Genomic DNA, 17,925 nt, shown 5'->3' with positions numbered 1-17,925 from the left:
TAACGTGGTAATGAGACGTCTGAAAATGACCCTTAAGTTTAAACTGACAGCTGTTTTCACCCTGGTGGTGTTGCTGGCGGCCGCTGGCATTGGGCTTGGCCTCATGAAAATGGGCGAGCTCAAGGCCGAATTCGACGATGTGCTGGAAAGCAAGGTTCGCGGCGTGGCGCTGGCCAACCAGATCAGCACTGAATCGGTGTGGATCGCACGAAACGAAAAGACCCTGATCCTCGTCCCGGAGAAGAAGAGGAAAGACGAACTCTCGGCCGACACGGATAAGCGTATCGCGAAAATCGAAGAGCTCGTCGCCGAGCTTCGCGAAATCTCGACCCCTGCAGACCAGGCGCTGCTTGCCGCCTTCGAGAAGGATTGGGACTCGTATCTTATGGCGAACTTCAAGGTTCAGGATGCTTCGGGGCTGCAATCCATCCTGAAAGGGCGCGAAATTCTCCAGAACGAAGGGCTGCAGGCGTATCAGATGGTGGCTGAGGCCATGCAGCAGTTGAAAGATCAGCTGATCATCAACGAAAGCGCGGCCGCCGCATTCGGTGGCAGCGGCGGCAGCAAGGAATATGCCGCGATCGCTGGGCTCGACACTGCGATCCTGCGGGTTCGTGTCAACGTTTACAGCGCGATGGCGTCATCCGCCGATCCCCAAGTTCTGAAAAAGTTTGCCGATCGCGCGAAGCAGAGGATCGCCGACCTGAAGGTGGCCATCAAAGTGGCGGAACAGACCCTGCCCGAAATCTATCAGGCCGATCTGGCGGAGATTTCGAAATCGGGTGCAATCTGGCTGTCGTTGGTCGAACAGGCGTTGGAAAAAGCCCGCGAGAACGGGGATTACACCGCGCTGAAAATCAGCAATGGCGCTGCTTCCAGCGCACGTCTGACGGCGGATGCCCAGCTTAAGAACCTGGTGCAGCGTTTGGAAATGCGGATGAACAAGGCTCAGGCCAAGGTCGCCGCGACCTATGAGCTCAGCAAGAAGCTGCAGATCGGAGCACTCGTTGCGATGATCCTCGTCGCCGGGTCGGCCGCGGTCTTGATCGTTCGTGGTATCTACCGGCAGCTCGGCGGTGAACCCGCTTATGCGCAGGACGTATTGCGCCAGATCGCCGATGGTGATCTCGGCCTGGACATCAAGCTTCGCTCCGGCGACCAGCAAAGCCTGCTTGCCGCGCTGGCGAACATGACCGAGCGGTTGAAAACCGTCGTGGGCGATGTGACCAAGGCGGCGCGCAATGTCGCGTCGGGCAGCGAAGAAATGGCGTCCAGTTCCGAACAGCTCAGCCAGGGGGCGGCCGAGCAAGCCGCTTCGTCTGAGCAAACCTCGGCCTCGATCGAAGAAATGGCCGCCACCATCAACCAGAACGCCGAAAACGCGAGCCAAACCGAACGCATCGCCAATGTCGCGGCGCAGAACGCTGAAACCAGCGGTCAGGCTGTTGGCGAAGCTGTCGAGGCGATGGAAACGATCGCCGACAAGATCATGGTGATCCAGGAAATCGCCCGCCAGACCGATCTTCTGGCGCTGAATGCCGCGGTCGAAGCGGCGCGTGCCGGCGATCACGGCCGCGGATTCGCGGTCGTGGCCGCCGAAGTGCGCAAGCTGGCCGAGCGGTCGCAGGAGGCCGCGACTGAAATTTCGGGGCTTTCGGGCGAAACGGTCCGCTCGGCGCGCTCGGCGGGCGAGCTTCTTTCCAACCTCGTTCCGGACATCCAGCAGACGGCGAAGCTCGTCAGCGGCATTTCGGCTGCCAATAGCGAGCTGAATGCCGGCGCGGGCCAGATCAGCACGGCCATCCAGCAGCTCGACACGGTCACCCAGCAGAACAGTTCGGGGGCCGAGGAAATGTCCACGACCGCCATCCGCCTGTCGGAACAGGCCGACCTGCTGCAACAAAGCATCAGCTTCTTCCGGCTCGATGGCGCGGCTGCCGCAACTGCGCAGTCTGCCGATGCTGATAAGGCTGGGGCACGCGTCGAAGTGACGGGGGCTACCGTGCGCAGCGCCGGCCCGGAAGGCGGCATCATGCTGGACATTTCCAATGACGACGATGAACCGGAAGCCGATTTCATCCGTGCCGCGAACGGCTGAGGGAAGGGGCGTTATGCCCCGACCCGCGATCCCCATCGGCGCGGGCAGCTAGCGCGCGGTGCGGGGTGAACGGTTCCGCTTCAAATTCAAAGGGCAGCCGGGAAACCGGCTGCCCTTTCTGAATTACCGGTATACGTGCGCTTCATCGCGCGCCCTGGCTGTCGTCATGCCCCGTGGGCGCTAACCGCGCGCACCCAGCCCCATCTGCATCATGGTCTTGCGCACCGGCGCCAGCGAATAGATCGCGTTCAGCCCTGCCGCGCGCAGGTTGCGCAAGGGGCGGGATTCGATCATCGAGGCGCGGTTCAGCAGGTCGATGCCGGTGACGCGGGCATGCACTTCGGTGTGGCGGCGGCGGTGATAGGTGTCCAGCATCTGCCGGTCGCCCAGCCGCTCCGGCGCGGCCTCGGCCAGTTCCAGCAGCACCCGCATGTCACCCAGGCTCATGTTCAGCCCCTGCGCACCGATCGGGGGCACCACATGGGCGGCCTCGGCCACCAGCGCGACGCGTTCGCCATTCATCCGCTCGGCCAACTGGCTGATGATCGGCCAGACGGTGCGGCGCGAAGCCAGTTTCAGCGGCCCGAACAGCGAACAGGACCGTTCGGTCATCGCCGCCTCGAATTCGTCGTCGGGCAGTCCGGCCAGCCGCATCACCTCGGGGCCCCGTTCCATCCAGACCACGGCAGAGGACGGCATGCCATGGTAATCGGGCAGGGGCACCAGCGTGAACGGCCCGCCGGAGCGGTGAATTTCGGTCGACACGTTTTCATGCGGGATCGGGTGGGTGACGGCGAAAGCCAGCGCCTTCTGCCCGTAGCGGGTGGTTTTCACCTTGATCCCGATGGCTTCGCGTACCGGGGAATTGCGCCCGTCTGCGGCGATCACCATGCGGGCGGTCACCGATGTGCCGTCGCTCAGCCCGACGCGGGCCATCGCTTCGCGGGTGAAGACGGACTTGGTGCCGGTGCCGGGGCGAAACTCGACATTGGGCAGTTCGTCCAGCCGCGCCATGAATTCGCGGCGCAGCAGCCAGTTGGGCAGGTTCCATCCGAACGGGCGGTCGGAAATGTCGGCGGCGTTGAAATCCTTGACCATGCGGGGGGTAGGGGTATCGCCACCGGCATCGACGATGCGCATGATTTGCAACGGTGCTGCGTCCTCCGCGACCCGGGCCCAGAGACCTGCCTTTTCCAGAAGCGCCTGCGCCGGTTGCAGAAAGGCGGTTGTGCGCAGGTCGGATCCTTCCGCGTCCCGTTCGGTGACGGGCGGGGCGGGATCCACGCAGAGCACGCGGAATCCGGCCGTTCCGAAAACGGCCGCTGCGGTCAACCCGGCGACACCGCCGCCGGAGACCAGAATATCGACATCGAAGTTTTGCATCGGACTGCCTCCTGCGGCGGCAACCTAGACCTATCCGCGGGGCAGTCCAAGCGTCATCCTGTCACCCTTGGGTGATCATGATCAGGATCACCCAGATCACCGGCACGGCGGCAACGGCGGGAATGTAGAGGCCGGGAATGCCAAAGGTGAAAAACGACAGGCCCCACAGCGCCACCACGACCAGGGCGGCCAGCAGGATCAGCGCATCGGGGGATTTCTTTTCCTTGGTTTCGGTCGGGGTCGGCGCGTGGACATTGGAGGCGTCGGCGAGGGTCATCTGTTGTCGTGTCCTGTTGAGTGACTGGGAACCGACTAGATAGCATTCGTATTTGCGAATTTAAGGTGCAGCATTGCCGCAGTGCGGCATTGTGCCTCGCCGGTATTTTGTCACGTCAGCCGGGACAGGAATCCGGCCAGATCATCGGTATGAAACTGGATGTGATCGGCCGCCTGCGCTTCGGGCGCGACATGGATGGTGCGCATCCCCATTGCATGCGGCGCGGCCAGGTTGCGCGGGTCGTCTTCGAACATCGCGGCGCGTTCGGGGGTGATGCCATCGCGTTCGAAAATCGTCCGGAAGGCTTCGATTTCGGGCTTCGGGCGGAATTCGGCATGTTCGACGCCATAGACCGCATCGAACAGCCCGGTTAGTCCGCGCGCCGCCAGCACCCGTTCGGCATAGGGGGCCGATCCGTTGGTATAGACGATTTTCCGCCCGGGCAGGGCGCGGATGCACGCGGCAAGCCCGGCATCCGGTTCCAGATGGTCGAGCGATATTTCGTGCACCTCGGTCAGGTAGGGGCCCGGATCTGCATCGTGTTCGCGCATCAGCCCGGCCAGCGTGGTCCCATAGGTTGCCCAGTAATGGCGCCGCAGGTGGTCGGCCTGCGCCCGGTCGACGCCAAGCGTGTCCATCACATAGCGGGTCATGTTCTTTTCGATCTGGTCGAACAGCCGCGCCTGCGGCGGGTACAGGGTATTGTCTAGGTCGAAGACCCATTGGTCGACATGGGAAAAATTGGCTTTGGGCATGGCGGCACGCTAGGCTGGCGCGACGAAAGGCGCAACATGATAGGCTTGATTGTTCCGTACCGGGGGCCGTAGTTTGCGCTGATTGTTGCCAATTCAGTACGGCAGGGAACAAAGGAGACCGCCCGGTGCAGAAAGATGCCTATACGTTGATCCTCGATGCAATCGATACAGGGATCTATCGCCCCGGCGACCGTCTGGTGGAAAGCGAACTGGCCGAACGGTTCGGCGTATCGCGCACCCCGATCCGCGAAGCGTTGCAGCGGCTGGAAACCCAATCGCTTCTGGCGCGCGACGGGCGCAGCCTGATCGTGGCCTCGCTGGACCATAACCAGCTGAGCGAACTCTACGTGGTGCGCTCGGAACTGGAAGGCTTGGCGGCGCGGCTGGCGGCGAACCATGCGACCAAGGAAGAAATCGACGTCTTGAAGGAAATGGTGGCCGACGACCGGGCGCTGATGAACGACCCAGTGGCGCTGTCGCGGTCCAACCGGCGGTTCCACAAGCAGATCCACCTTGCCTCGCACAACCGCTATCTGGTTCAGCAACTCGACCTTGTGTATCGGACCATGGCGTTGATGGCGACGACCTCGCTTGCGGCCGAAGGGCGCGGCGAAGGGGCGCTGGCGGAACATGCCGCGATCGTGGACGCGATCGAAAAGCGCGATGAAGACCGCGCGTACGAGGCGCTTAAGAAACACATCTCGACCGCTTTCGTGACCCGGCTGAAACGGGATTCGCAGAACAACGCCTGATCTGCGGCCGGTGCCCGGTCACAGCGACAGCCCGTGTTGCGTCTTGTCCCAGTAGAACGGCTGGAACACCAGTTCGAACAGCGCCTTGTAGGCGGCGAAGACGCCGAGCGGGAAATAGAAATGCAGCGTCGGCACCCAAGGCATGAGGTGCCGGTGAGCGCGCCCGGATACCGCGCGCAGCGCGAAGATCATGGTGCAGATCTCGACCCCGAAAAACAGCGTGCTCAGCCCGCGGATCAGCCCGGGCGATCCCAGCTCGCTCAGCGGGTGCGGCAAGCCCAGCACGATCAGTCAGCAGGACCACAGCAGCGGCGCCAGCAGGAACTGCGACAGCGCGGTGACGAAATGCAGCTGGAAGCCGATGAATTTCCACGGCCCCATCTGCCGCAATAATTGCAGCGGCGACCGCATATGCACCAGGTAGGTGACCATGTAACCCTTGAGCCAGCGCGACCGCTGCTTGATCCAGGGAATGATCCGGCAATTGGCTTCTTCCGCGGTGGTGGTGGGCAGCATTTCGGTGCGATAGCCATGCCGGGCGAGCCGGAAGCCCAGATCGGCATCCTCGGTGACGTTATGGGCGTCCCAGCCGCCCAAGCGTTCCAGCACGTCGCGGCGGAAGAACAAGGTTGTGCCGCCCAGCGGAATGGCGAAGCCCAGCCGCGCCATGCCGGGCATCATCACCCGGAACCACGTGGCATATTCCGTGGTGAAGCAGCGCGCCAGCCAGTTTTGATCGGCGTTGTAGTAATCCAGAATGCCCTGCAGGCAGACCAGGTCATCCGGCGCCTGCGCGAAGCGGGCCGCGACGAGGTCTATTTGGTCGGGGTCCGGCGCGTCCTCGGCATCGTAGATGCCGATGATGTCGCCGCGGCAGAAATCCAGCGCATAGTTCATTGCCCGCGGCTTGGTCCGGGGCTGGCCATCTGGCACGGTCACGATCCGCATCCAGCCGGGCAGGGCAGCCCCATCCAGTGCGGCCCGCGTCAGCAGGTCGGTTTCCTCGAGGATCAGAACCACGTCCAGCGCCGACTTGGGGTAGTTCAGGCGCTGCAGCCGTTTGACCAGCACCCGCGCCACTTCGCGTTCCTTGAAAAGAGGCACAAGGATGGACACTTTGGGCCTTTTGTTCAGCGTCGTCGGCGGCGTTGGCCCGTGACGGCCCGGGTCAGGGCGGGTCAGGTAGGACAGGAACGATATTGATTTCATCGTGACCGCGATTGCCAGCGTGATGCAGGCCCAGAGAAACAGCGCGGTGAGTATGGGGTCTGGAAACAGCAGCAGCAGGGCGCCTGCGCCCGCCGAGGCAAGCAAGGTCACTCCGATGCGGTACCTGCCATCTCGGGCCCAGTCGCGGCAGCTTTCCCCTGCCGATACCCGCGTCGCGGCGGCGCGGGTCAGTTCGGCGCGGAAATGATCGGCCAGCTGCGCCTGGATCGACGGTTCCTGCGCAAACACGAAACGTGCCTCATGCGGATCGCCGGGCAGGCCCAGGTCTGCAGTGGTGATCGGGTCGGGGCGCCCGGTGGCGATCACGTAGCACCCGTCCTGCTGCCACAGCGGCAATGCCGCGTGCTTCAGGCATAACTGGGGATCGAAACGGTTCAGGACCGCCGGATCGGGGATGAGGTCGTCGCATTCGATGTAGTCGAGATCGAGCCAATCTGCCTGCAGCCTGCAAGCATCGTCCAGGATCAGAATCCCCCAAGATACCAGCACATCGCAGAGCGATACATCCGTCCTCGCCATTTCCGAGTATGCGTGTAGCAACTGCGCCGCCGAAACAACGCCCCAGTCCAGCAGGAACTGGCCAAAATTCCGGGGTCGTTCCCTGAAATCGATGCGTTCCGCGACATACATGACCTGCGCCCCCGCAAGCAAAACACCAGCGGGCAGGATCGCGCGGCTTGGTTAAAACCGGATTAACCGTGTCCTGGTCAGGCCTTTTCCCGTTCCGCCATCGACGCCGCGAAGCGTTCGAACAGGTAGAAGCTGTCCTGCGGTCCGGGGCTAGCCTCGGGGTGGTGCTGGACCGAGAAGACCGGGCGGTCGGCCATGCGGATACCGCAGTTCGATCCGTCGAACAGCGACACATGGGTTTCCACCACGCCCTCGGGCAGGGTCTGGCTATCGACCGCGAAACCGTGGTTCATCGAGGTGATTTCCACCTTGCCGGTTTCGTGTTCCTTGACCGGGTGGTTGGCGCCGTGATGGCCGTGGTTCATCTTGACGGTCTTGGCGCCAAGCGCCAGCGCCAGCATCTGGTGGCCCAGGCAGATGCCGAAGACGGGCAGGCCCGCATCCAGCACGCCCTTGATCATCGGCACCGCGTATTCGCCGGTGGCCGCCGGGTCGCCGGGGCCGTTCGACAGAAACACCCCGTCAGGACCATGCGCCAGCACTTCCTCGGCGGTGGCGGTGGCGGGCAGAACGGTCACGTCGCAGCCCGCGCTGGCCAGGCAGCGCAGGATATTGCGCTTGGCGCCGAAATCGACCGCGACGACCTTGTGCTTGGGCGCGGTCTGGCGGGTATAGCCTTCGGGCCAGGCCCACCGCATTTCATCCCAGCGATAGGATTGCGCGCAGGTCACGTCCTTGGCCAGGTCCATGCCTTCCAGCCCGGCGAAGTCACGCGCCTTGGCGACCAGCGCCTCGATATCGAAATTGCCTTCGGGATCGTGTTGCATCGCCACATGCGGCGCGCCCTGCTGGCGGATCGCCCGGGTCAGCCGGCGGGTGTCGACGCCGCCGATCGCGATCCGGCCGCGGCTGGCCAGCCAGTCGGCCAGTGTTTCCACCGAACGCCAGTTGCTGGGTTCGGTCGGGTCCCATTTCACCACCATGCCCGACGCCACCGGCTCGGCGGTTTCGTCGTCTTCCGGATTGACGCCCACATTGCCCACATGCGGGAAGGTGAAGGTGACGACCTGCCCGGCATAGGACGGATCGGTCATGATTTCCTGGTACCCGGTCATCGCTGTGTTGAAGCACAGTTCGGCCTGGGTGATCCCGGTCGCGCCGAACCCCTTGCCATAGAAGATCGTACCATCGGCAAGAGCGAGGCATGCGGTCGGGCGTGTGTCGTGCTTCTGGGCCATGTCGAGTCTCCGGGGTGGGCGGCAAATTGGCGGATATCTACGGCTGGCGCGTCGTAGGGTCAAGGGCCATAGGGACCTATCTGCCCGGGGCAGAGCGCATTCGCGCCGTAGTCTGCGAAGCATACGGACAGGTTGTAACCGGAGCTGCAATTGGGTAGGTTCGGCGGCTATCGGAAATCCTAGGGGATGGGACCAATGGAAATGCGCGAAAAGGTCAATGCGGCCTTGAAACAGGCGATGAAGGACAAGGCCACGACGCGGTTGGCGACGTTGCGCCTGATCAATGCCGCGATTAAGGACCGCGATATCGCCGAACGCGGCAACGGTAACGATGAGGGCGTCGGCGACACGGAAGTGCTGGCAATCCTTGGGAAAATGGTCAAGCAGCGCCAGGAAAGCGCCCGCCAGTACGAAGAAGCCGGTCGGCTGGACCTGGCCGAGCGGGAACGGGCGGAAATCGAGATCATCGAGGATTTCCTGCCGCGCAAGCTGAGCGATGACGAGGTGACCGAGGCGATTTCGGAAGCGATAACCGAAGTGGGCGCCAGTTCGATTCGCGATATGGGCAAGGTGATGGGCGCCTTGAAGGCGCAATATACCGGCCAGATGGATTTCGGCGCGGTCGGACCCAAGGTCAAGGACCAGCTGAGCGCCGCGAACGGCTGATCGCACGCAAGACGATTCCTTGGAAGGGCCTCCGTTGGACGGGGGCCTTTTCCGTTTCGGCGAACTGTCCGTTCGGTGGAAAACCTTTGCGCGGACTGCGCATGACATCCCGCCGCCCGGCAAATCGAAGCTCAGCGCCCCTCCGGTCCGGTCCGTGCGTGCAGCTCCGCCAGCTTGTCCTGCAATTCGCCGTAGAGCGCCTTGCGCTCGTCTTCGGACAGGAAGGCACCGATTTCGACCGTGCGCCCGTTTCCGGTCAGCGTGACATAGAATGGCACCGGGCCGCCGCTGACATGCATTTCGGCGCGGACCCAGTAGCTGTTGCAGGCCCATTCCTTCGCCGCGCCGCGGGCGGGTTTGTGGCTCAATACAAGCTGATCGCCTTGCAGCCGCAACTGTTCGAGGATGTCGCCGTCGCGGTAGGAGCGTTCCAGCCCCCACCACAGCGCGGCCACCATCGCCAGGATGAACGGCAGCAACCCCCACAGGAACACCGTGCCCAGCAATCCGTATAGCGGCACCGTGCCGAGGGTGAAGGCCAGCAGGATCATCGCCGCGAACCCCCTGCGGGGCAGCGACCGGTGCGGCCACAGGGTCAATATGGTTTCGTCTGTATCGGTCCAGCGATAGGGCATGGTTCCGGTATAAGCGGCGCGGCGGGAATGTCGATGTCCTAAGGGCGGGATTCTTTGTCGCGCTCGGGGCGTTTGTTCAATGACCGTTCGGTGCCGGGTGCGCGGCACCCTGCCAAAGAAAAAGGCCCCGCGATGGCGGGGCCTTTCCTGGCTCTCAAGTCCGGGATCAGTGGGCGTGGCCCTTGTCCCATTCTTCCTGCTTGGGCAGGGTTTCGAACGTATGTTCCGGCGGCGGGCTGGGCAGGGTCCATTCCAGCGTATCCGCGTATTCGTTCCAGTAGTTCGCCCGGGTTTCCTTCTTACCCTTAAGCAGCGCGTAGATGACGATGCCGAAGAACAGGATGAAGGAGCTGAACGAGATCAGTGCGCCGATCGACGAGATCTTGTTCCAGTAAGCGAAGGCTTCCGGATAGTCGATGTAACGGCGCGGCATGCCCTGACGGCCTAGGAAGTGCTGCGGGAAGAAGGTCAGGTTCACACCGATGAAGAACAGCCAGAAGTGCAGTTTTGCCAGCGGTTCGGAATACTGACGCCCGGTCATCTTGCCGAAGTAGAAGTAGATCCCGGCGAAGATGGTAAAGGCCGCACCCATCGACATGGTGTAGTGGAAGTGGGCAACCACGTAGTAGGTGTCGTGATAGGCCCGGTCCACGCCGGCCTGGCTCAGGACGATGCCGGTGACGCCGCCGATGGTGAACAGGATCAGGAAGCCGAAGGCGAACAGCATCGGCGCCTTGAACTCGACCGATCCGCCCCACATGGTGGCGATCCACGAGAAGATCTTCACCCCGGTGGGAACCGCGATGACCATCGTGGCCAGCATGAAGTAGCTCTGCTGGGTCAGCGACATGCCGACGGTGTACATGTGGTGCGCCCACACGACGAAGCCCAGACCGCCGATCGCGATCAGCGCCCAGACCATCGGCAGGTAACCGAAGACCGGCTTACGCGAGAAGGTGGCGATCACGTGGCTGACCAGACCGAAGCCGGGCAGGATCACGATGTACACTTCCGGGTGGCCGAAGAACCACAGGATGTGCTGATACAGGATCGGGTCGCCGCCGCCGGCGGGATCGAAGAAGGTGGTGCCGAAGTTACGGTCGGTCAGCAGCATGGTGATGGCGCCTGCCAGAACCGGCAGCGACAGCAGAATCAGCCACGAAGTGACGAAGATCGACCAGGAAAACAGCGGAACCTTGAACAGGGTCATGCCCGGGGCACGCATGTTAAGGAAGGTGGTGATCATGTTGATCGCGCCCAGGATCGAGCTGGCGCCCGAAACGTGAACCGCGAAGATCGCCAGGTCCATCGACATGCCGCCTTCGTTGGTCGACAGCGGGGGGTACAGAACCCAGCCCACGCCGGACCCCAGCTGGTCGTTGCCGCCGGGGGTGAGCATCGATGCGACACCCAGCGAGGTGCCTGCGAAATACAGCCAGAACGACAGGTTGTTCATCCGCGGGAACGCCATGTCCGGCGCGCCGATCTGCAGCGGCATGAAGTAGTTGCCGAAACCGCCGAACAGCGCCGGGATGACGACGAAGAACATCATCAGAACGCCGTGATAGGTGATCAGAACGTTCCAGAGGTGCCCGTTCGGGGTACAGGTGCTACCCGCATCAGCGAAGAGGCGCGCGCCTTCCAGGCACATGTACTGCACGCCGGGCTCCATCAGCTCGAGGCGCATGAAAACGGTGAAACAAACCGAGATCAGACCGACAATGGCGGACGTGATCAGGTATAGGATACCAATATCCTTGTGGTTGGTGGACATGAACCACCGCGTGAAGAAACCGCGGTTATCTTCATGTTCGTGGCCGTGGATGGCTGCGTCTGCCATGCTCTCGCCTCCTGTTGGTGTATTGAAAGGCGCAAGGAGAGTCTCCAAGCGCCCGCGATCACTTCACGTTTTAGAATGCCAGCGGCCCAGCGGCAATTGCCGAATTTGATGCAGATCAAATAATTTTGTCGCACCCCACCGGTTTGTCGATGAAATCGGGGGGATAAATCGGGGCGGAATGGAAGGCCGGGCAGGAATTCGCGGCCACGAGGCGGGCGACGGCGCTGCCGGGGGAGTTTTAAAGATGCATCCGCAATGAAGGGATTCGCCACGACGCAGTGGGCGGGAAAGGGGCAGGGGCGGGGAAACGCCGCCGGTCATACGAAAACAGGCGCGCGGAAGCCGCGCGCCTGTCGAAGTCTTGGGATGTGGCGCGCTTATTCGGCGGCGGGAGCAACCGATGCCAGATAGGCCGCGACGTCTTCGCCGCCCTTCTTCAGCTTGAAGGTCATTTTCGTCTTCTCTTCGAAGCCTTGTTCCTCAAGCCAGTCCTTGGGGTCCGTGACGAACTCGGTCAGCGCCTCTTCGGTCCAGACGAAGCCGGCTTCGGCGGCACCCTGCAGGCCGTCGCCGTATTTGAAATCGGTCGAACCGGCGACGCGGCCGATCACGCCATAGAGGTTCGGGCCGGTCTTGCCGCCCTTGAAGATCACAGTGCCGTCATCCGCGGCGATCGTGTGGCAGGCTTTGCACTTCTTGAAAGCCTTTTCGCCCTTGGCGGCGTCGCCTTCGGCGAAAGCGGGGGCGGCCAGGGTCGCCATGGCCAGGGTGGCGGTCAGCAGTTTTTTCATTGCGTGCCTCTCTTCAATGTTGGTTCGAGTCCTGCGTCTAGATACTGCACATCGACACCCAATCAACAGGATGAAAGCAAGAAGAATTGTCGCAGTCTGGCTTTGCAAATTGCCGCAGAGCACGTTTTTCTGCGGGTGTCGGGGCGGAAATCGCGGGGATTTGTTCAGAAAAGGCTTCTGATTCTGCCGCTGTCGGGGTAGGAGCGGGCACGTGCGGAAAACCCCGCGATACCAGAGATATGAGGGAAATCATGACGACCAAGGTATTCATCGACGGCGAGGCTGGCACGACGGGACTTCAGATCCGCGATCGCCTGATCCGCCGCGCGGATATCGAACTGGTGCAGATTGATCCCGACCTGCGCAAGGATGCCGACGCGCGCAAGGCGGCTTTCGCTGCCGCCGACGTGGCGATTCTGTGCCTGCCCGACGCGGCGGCGAAGGAAGCGGTGGCGCTGTCCGCCGATCTGGACGTGCGGATCATCGACGCCTCGACCGCGCATCGGGTCAACCCCGACTGGGCCTTTGGTCTGCCCGAACTGTCGCCCGATCAGGCGGATCGGATCAAGACCGCGCGCTACGTCGCCAATCCCGGTTGCTATTCCACCGGTGCGATCGCGCTGCTGGCGCCGCTGGTAAAGGCGGGGCTGGTTCCCGCCGATCATCCGATCAGCATCAACGCGATCAGCGGCTACACCGGCGGCGGCAAGGGATTGATCGCCGATTTCGACAGCGGCGAAGCTCCGGCGGCGTTCATCTATGCCACCGGCCAAACCCACAAGCACCTGCCCGAGATCGTCGAATATTGCGGCCTTGACCGGATGCCGATCTTCGTGCCGTCGGTGGGCAATTTCGCGCAAGGCATGGCGGTGCAGATCCCGCTGCACCTGTCGGACCTGCCGGGCGATGTCGGCATGGGGCAGATCCACGCCGCACTGGCGCGGCATTACGAGGGCGCGGACCATATCCGGGTCTGCCCGATCGAGGATCAGGACAGCCGCATCGTCCCGACCGCGCTGAACGGCAGCAACGATCTGGAAATCTCGGTCCGCGGCGACGCCGAAACCGGCCGGGTGGTTCTGATCGCGGTGCTGGACAACCTTGGCAAGGGTGCCTCGGGCGCGGCGGTGCAGAACCTCGACCTTATGATCGGCACGTTCGCGGATCGCGACGCCGCCTGAACCAGGCAGCGCCCCGGGACACCGGGGCGCGGTTGCGTTTTCCCGTTGACTGTTGCTGCCGTCACCGCCGAAGCGACGATCCGAACCGGCCGCTGACCGGCGGTTCTTCGTGCGGCGATTGCCGTTTCCATACGGACAATCGCATCAGGTCGCGGATATCGTCGATTTCCCGCTGCGCTATGCCCAAGGCCGCGATTTCCGGATCGGACAGGCCGCGGTCGAACCCGTCGATCACCAGGTCGATATCGCTGTAGTCGTGGCCGATACCGAATTCGTCGCTCACCCCCTTGGCCATGTCCGGCGACGGCAATTGCGCCCGGACCGGTTCGGGCAGGTCGAGGGCCTGGGCCAGCTGACGCACCTGCGTCTTGAAAAGACCGGTCATCGGCTGCACCGGCAGATCGTCGATCCCGTCCTTCACGAACCAGCCTACTTCGTATTCCGACAGATTCGCCGCGCCGATCAGGAACAGGTTTCTCTGCTTGGCAATGGCTTCCAACGCCTGGCGGCGGAACCGGTGACGCTCGGCGAAGCCCATGTCGACCTGATGCATCGTCATGTTGAACATCAGCCGCTTGTACCACGGCCGCAGCGTTTCGCCGCCGCCGTCTCGCAGGGTGGATTTGAACGGTGATTCACCGCAGATCAGCCGGTAGCTGCCGGTGCTGATCTTGGCCACCACCGGGGACAGGCGCAGGAGCTTGATGAACAGCGGCGTGTAGACGCCGCGTTGCCGCATCTCCTCCGAGATATCCATCACCTCGAGCTCCAACCCGAGGAAATCGGCCATCAGGCGGGCGTTGGCGGCGATATCCCTGTCGCTGTCATGGTCGAAAAGATACGCGACCTTGACCGCCCCGGGGCCAAGCGCGCGCACCGCCAGCGCCGCCATGACCGAGGAATCCAATCCGCCGCTCAGCCCCAGAACCACGCCATCGGTACCGGAGGTTCTGACGATGTCTTGAAGGTAGCCGGTAATCGCGTCGATGGCATGCGCGGTGTCGATTGCGAGTGCTGGCATGATCGTTTCCCGTGCCGGATGGTTGCGATTGCCACAGCGATCCGCCCGGGGGGCAGGGCGGAACGGTCCGGCCCGGCAAGCATCCGCCGCGGGGCGCGGCGGAGCCATGATCTGCATCAAAAGGGGGCTTCAGCTTTCAGCCGGCAGTTCCGCGAATACCTCGTCGAAGCATCGGCGCAGCGCCACGTCGAGGTCTTCCATCGTCACCGGCAGGCCCAGGTCGACAAGGCTGGTCACCCCGTGTTCGGTGATGCCGCAGGGCACGATGCCGCTGAAATGCTCGAGGTCGGGATCGACATTGATCGAAACCCCGTGAAAGCTGATCCACTTTCGCAGCCGGATACCGATGGCGGCGATCTTGTCCTCGGGCACGGCGCCGGATGCGGTCAGCGGCTTGTCCTGCCGTTCGATCCAGACACCGACGCGGCCTTCGCGGATTTCGCCGCGGATGTTGAATTCGTCCAGCGTCGCGATCACCCAGTTTTCCAATTGCTGCACGAAACGGCGCACATCACGGCCACGCTTGCCCACGTCGAGCATCACGTAAGCCACCCGTTGTCCCGGACCGTGATAGGTGTACTGGCCGCCGCGCTTGCTGACATGGACCGGGAAACGGTCGGGATCGGTCAGGTCCTGCGGCTTGGCCGAGGTGCCGGCGGTGTAAAGCGGCGGATGTTCGACTAGCCAGATGCATTCATCGGCCTCCCCGGCGGCAATCTTGGCGGCGCGGTCTTCCATGAAGGCGACCGCGTCGTCGTACTCGGTCAAGCCTTCGCTGACGATCCATTCGACCATTGAATCCGTCCTTTCCGTAGCCGTTCCCCCGCTTCGGGAGGAATGTGCTATCATGATTCCATTGTTTTGTATCTATAGGGAGCGAGGAACATGTTTTCCAAGTCGCTAAAAACCACCATTGTCGCCGCCCTATTGGCAAGTTCCACGACCGCCCCGGCCTTTGCCGACAATCTTGGTTCCGCAATCGTTGGAGGCATCATCGGCGGTGTGATCGTCAATGAGGCGAGCAAGAACAAGAAGAAACGCACCACCACCTATCACAGCAATTCGGCCACCCGACAGCAGAACCGCGAAGTTCAGGCGTCGCTGAACTATTTCGGTTTTCCCGCCGGCACCCCGGACGGCGTTCTGGGCAGCAGATCGCGCAGCGCGATTTCCCAATATCAGGCTCATATGGGCTTCCCGGCCACCGGCCAACTGGCCCAGTACGAGCGCGATTTCCTCGTCTCCTCCTACAATCGCGCCCAGCTTGGCGGGCCGCAGGTGATCAAGGCGATGCAGGGCCCGCAAGGCGTGCGCGGCCTGCTCAGAACCTGGCGGGACGAGGCGGCGGGCACCCGGTCCGCCGGCGGCTATGGCTATGGCGGTTTGCCGGTCGAGGTCAGCCAGGCGATCGACGAGATCGCCAGCAGCACCGAACCCACCGCGGAACAGCTGATGCAGCGTTCGGGTTTCCTGCAGCTGGCCGATCTGAACAATGATGGCAAGAACGATTACATCCTCGATACCTCGGTCAGTGGCAGTTCCTTCTGGTGCGGTGCCTCGCATTGCACCGCGATGGTCTTCGCCTCCTCGCCGCAGGGCTATCGCCGGATCGATTTCCAGGCCCGCGGCGTGACCCCGGCCAGTTTCAGGTGCCATCAGAGCGATTGTTCGCTGGTCGAACAGGGGGCAACGATGGCCGCCGCGCCGAACCCGGTTCCGCTTCCGGTGCCACAGCCGAGCGCGCCGCAGACCACGATGGCGTCGACGCAGCCCGCCGCGCCGCTGGGCGGCATTCAACCCTTCGCCATGGCCGGGGACAATCCGCCGACCGCGTCGCTGGCCAGCCATTGCAGCAAGGTCAGCCTGCTGACCAATTCCAATGGCGGTTTCGTCACGCTGGCCTCTCTGCGCGATCCCGATCTGGCGCTCAGCGAACAGTTCTGCCTCGCCCGGACCTATGCGATCGGCGCGGGCGAGGACATGGTCGCCAAGGTGCAGGGGCTGAGCCCGGCGCAGGTCGACGCGCAGTGCGATGCTTTCGGCCCGGCGCTGGCGCCCTATATCGCCAAGCTGGGGTCGGGCAGCGCCGCCGACGTCACCGGCGAGGTGCAGAAATTCGTTCTGAATTCCAACATTTCGCTGGCGCAGCTGTCCAATACGGCGCGGATTTGCCTGTTCTCGGGGTATCGCCGCGACAAGATGGAGGTCGCGTTGGGCTCGGCGATGCTGATGGTCGGTATCGGTCAGGTTCCCTATGCCGAACTGGTTGGCCATCACCTGTCGCAGGGCTTCGGCGTGGCGAAATCGGTGCCGCAGGCGCAGGACTGGTACGGTTTGGCGGTATCGGCGCTGGAATCCGGTTCCGAACCGGTCTTCGCACCGGGACAGCCGGAAAGAGTCGGCCTGATCAAGGCCGCGTCGAGCGGCCTTGGCGGTGGTGCGATGACGATGCCTGCGGCCGGGGGCGCGTCGGGCCTGCCCAGCTTTTCGATGGAATAAGCCCATCGGAACGCAAGATAAAAGGGGCGGCGCCCGGCGCCGCGCCTTGTCACGGCGCCATGGGATGGGGAAATCCTGTCGTGGGGTGAATTTGCCTCTTCACATCCCGCTTTGGCTAGTCTATACGCGCGGCACTACCTGATCACGTGCGGTCGTGGCGGAATTGGTAGACGCGCAGCGTTGAGGTCGCTGTTCCTTAACCGGAGTGGAAGTTCGAGTCTTCTCGACCGCACCAAATCACCAGTCTAAGCTTTTGTCTTTCCTCGTAAATTTAATGCGAGAGGCACTGCTTATGTCACACATTCTGTACACAATCAGTCGCAATGGGACCTTCTATTATAATCGTAGAACCCCCAAAAACATGGCTGAATTCTATGGTCCATCCATTCGTCTGAAACTCGGGTTTGATGCGACTCAAGTCGAAACGATGGCGGTACGTTTGACCAGCCTTCTGGACGATAGCTTTCGTTCTGGACGTAAGGTTGATCTTCAGAACGTCTTGGAGGCGATGCAGCCTAGAAAGCTGCTGTTGTCAGAAGTTGCTGACGAATACCTTGATCTGAAGGCTATCGAACCCAAACCAACCCGATTGGCTGTTGATGCTCTTTGTTCTGTTGCTGGGGATCGTGAGATATCGACCTACACCCGAGAGGATGCAAAAGCTTTCCTGAAGTTGTTGTCATCCCGTGGGAACTCCACTGGGACAATACGTAGGCGGGTGGACAGTGTGTCCGCTGTCGTAAACTACGGGTTTGCTGAGTTGGACATAGATAAACGAAACCCGTTTTCTCGGTTGGTGATTAAGGCTGAAGGGATGGATCGCAAGAAACGGGGGACCTTTGACAGAGAGCAGCTAGGGTCAGGACTCATAGCCAATAGATGACGGTTGCAGCGAGCGCGATTGCGGAGAGGAAGACCTTCGGGCACCT

At 62.5% G+C, this 17,925-nt stretch carries 17 protein-coding genes and 1 tRNA gene; 7 read left to right on the top strand and 11 right to left on the bottom strand.

From position 1 onward, the window contains the following. Positions 1 to 10: 10 nt before the first annotated feature. A complete protein-coding gene (locus tag IT775_RS17050; RefSeq protein ID WP_343231157.1) occupies positions 11 to 2,098 on the top strand; it encodes a HAMP domain-containing methyl-accepting chemotaxis protein in 2,088 nt (695 codons plus the stop codon). Positions 2,099 to 2,278: 180 nt separating this feature from the next. On the opposite strand, the gene IT775_RS17045 is transcribed toward IT775_RS17050, so the two are convergent. The 3 genes from IT775_RS17045 to IT775_RS17035 all read right to left on the bottom strand — a co-directional run bounded on the left by IT775_RS17045 (position 2,279) and on the right by IT775_RS17035 (position 4,513). After that, positions 2,279 to 3,481 (bottom strand): UbiH/UbiF family hydroxylase, encoded by a 1,203-nt coding sequence (locus IT775_RS17045; RefSeq protein ID WP_212702440.1) that lies wholly within the window; start codon positions 3,479 to 3,481, stop codon positions 2,279 to 2,281. A gap of 61 nt (positions 3,482 to 3,542) precedes the next feature. Further along, on the bottom strand, positions 3,543 to 3,758 hold the full coding sequence (locus IT775_RS17040; RefSeq protein ID WP_212702439.1) for a hypothetical protein: 216 nt from the start codon (positions 3,756 to 3,758) through the stop codon (positions 3,543 to 3,545). A 110-nt stretch (positions 3,759 to 3,868) separates the two neighbouring features. Beyond that, on the bottom strand, positions 3,869 to 4,513 hold the full coding sequence (locus IT775_RS17035) for a pyrimidine 5'-nucleotidase (RefSeq protein ID WP_212702438.1): 645 nt from the start codon (positions 4,511 to 4,513) through the stop codon (positions 3,869 to 3,871). A 125-nt stretch (positions 4,514 to 4,638) separates the two neighbouring features. On the opposite strand from IT775_RS17035, the gene IT775_RS17030 reads away from it, so the two are divergent. After that, on the top strand, positions 4,639 to 5,265 hold the full coding sequence (locus IT775_RS17030; RefSeq protein WP_212702437.1) for a GntR family transcriptional regulator: 627 nt from the start codon (positions 4,639 to 4,641) through the stop codon (positions 5,263 to 5,265). 18 nt (positions 5,266 to 5,283) lie between these two features. Here IT775_RS17030 and IT775_RS17025 read toward each other — a convergent pair whose 3' ends face one another. The 3 genes from IT775_RS17025 to carA form a co-directional block, all read right to left on the bottom strand. Further along, positions 5,284 to 5,550: a hypothetical protein gene (locus tag IT775_RS17025; protein ID WP_212702436.1), complete on the bottom strand. Its 267-nt coding sequence runs from the start codon at positions 5,548 to 5,550 to the stop codon at positions 5,284 to 5,286. A 6-nt stretch (positions 5,551 to 5,556) separates the two neighbouring features. Beyond that, positions 5,557 to 7,125 (bottom strand): glycosyltransferase, encoded by a 1,569-nt coding sequence (locus IT775_RS17020; RefSeq protein WP_212702435.1) that lies wholly within the window; start codon positions 7,123 to 7,125, stop codon positions 5,557 to 5,559. Between the two features lie 77 nt (positions 7,126 to 7,202). After that, entirely contained in the window at positions 7,203 to 8,363 is a 1,161-nt protein-coding gene (gene carA, locus IT775_RS17015; RefSeq protein WP_212702434.1) for a glutamine-hydrolyzing carbamoyl-phosphate synthase small subunit, read from the bottom strand. Between the two features lie 195 nt (positions 8,364 to 8,558). On the opposite strand from carA, the gene IT775_RS17010 reads away from it, so the two are divergent. Beyond that, the gene (locus IT775_RS17010; protein ID WP_212702433.1) at positions 8,559 to 9,029 is read left to right on the top strand and encodes a GatB/YqeY domain-containing protein; all 471 of its coding nucleotides are present in this window, start codon (positions 8,559 to 8,561) and stop codon (positions 9,027 to 9,029) included. A 131-nt stretch (positions 9,030 to 9,160) separates the two neighbouring features. Here IT775_RS17010 and IT775_RS17005 read toward each other — a convergent pair whose 3' ends face one another. From IT775_RS17005 to IT775_RS16995, 3 genes are all read right to left on the bottom strand, one after another. After that, the gene (locus tag IT775_RS17005; protein ID WP_212702432.1) at positions 9,161 to 9,664 is read right to left on the bottom strand and encodes a DUF2244 domain-containing protein; all 504 of its coding nucleotides are present in this window, start codon (positions 9,662 to 9,664) and stop codon (positions 9,161 to 9,163) included. A gap of 166 nt (positions 9,665 to 9,830) precedes the next feature. Then, positions 9,831 to 11,504, bottom strand: a complete 1,674-nt coding sequence (gene ctaD, locus IT775_RS17000) for a cytochrome c oxidase subunit I (protein ID WP_212702431.1) — start codon at positions 11,502 to 11,504, stop codon at positions 9,831 to 9,833. 377 nt (positions 11,505 to 11,881) lie between these two features. Further along, on the bottom strand, positions 11,882 to 12,295 hold the full coding sequence (locus IT775_RS16995) for a c-type cytochrome (RefSeq protein ID WP_212702430.1): 414 nt from the start codon (positions 12,293 to 12,295) through the stop codon (positions 11,882 to 11,884). A 251-nt stretch (positions 12,296 to 12,546) separates the two neighbouring features. On the opposite strand from IT775_RS16995, the gene argC reads away from it, so the two are divergent. Continuing rightward, entirely contained in the window at positions 12,547 to 13,476 is a 930-nt protein-coding gene (gene argC / locus IT775_RS16990) for an N-acetyl-gamma-glutamyl-phosphate reductase (RefSeq protein ID WP_212702429.1), read from the top strand. Between the two features lie 61 nt (positions 13,477 to 13,537). On the opposite strand, the gene nadE is transcribed toward argC, so the two are convergent. Together nadE and lipB are read right to left on the bottom strand one after the other, a co-directional pair. Further along, positions 13,538 to 14,497: an NAD(+) synthase gene (nadE, locus tag IT775_RS16985; RefSeq protein WP_212702428.1), complete on the bottom strand. Its 960-nt coding sequence runs from the start codon at positions 14,495 to 14,497 to the stop codon at positions 13,538 to 13,540. 129 nt (positions 14,498 to 14,626) lie between these two features. Beyond that, entirely contained in the window at positions 14,627 to 15,346 is a 720-nt protein-coding gene (gene lipB / locus IT775_RS16980; protein ID WP_212702427.1) for a lipoyl(octanoyl) transferase LipB, read from the bottom strand. Positions 15,347 to 15,382: 36 nt separating this feature from the next. Here lipB and IT775_RS16975 point away from each other — a divergent pair, with 36 nt between their 5' ends. From IT775_RS16975 to IT775_RS16965, 3 genes are all read left to right on the top strand, one after another. Beyond that, the gene (locus IT775_RS16975) at positions 15,383 to 16,996 is read left to right on the top strand and encodes a peptidoglycan-binding domain-containing protein (protein ID WP_212702426.1); all 1,614 of its coding nucleotides are present in this window, start codon (positions 15,383 to 15,385) and stop codon (positions 16,994 to 16,996) included. Between the two features lie 148 nt (positions 16,997 to 17,144). Next, a tRNA-Leu gene (locus IT775_RS16970) sits at positions 17,145 to 17,231 on the top strand. Between the two features lie 126 nt (positions 17,232 to 17,357). Further along, a complete protein-coding gene (locus IT775_RS16965; protein WP_212702425.1) occupies positions 17,358 to 17,879 on the top strand; it encodes a hypothetical protein in 522 nt (173 codons plus the stop codon). Positions 17,880 to 17,925 lie beyond the last annotated feature (46 nt).

The sequence above is a fragment of the Thalassovita aquimarina genome (assembly GCF_018219815.1).
Taxonomy (GTDB): Bacteria; Pseudomonadota; Alphaproteobacteria; order Rhodobacterales; family Rhodobacteraceae; genus Thalassobius; species Thalassobius aquimarinus.
The sequence above is the reverse complement of the archived record's forward strand: the minus strand, read 5'-3'. Positions and strand labels throughout refer to the sequence as shown.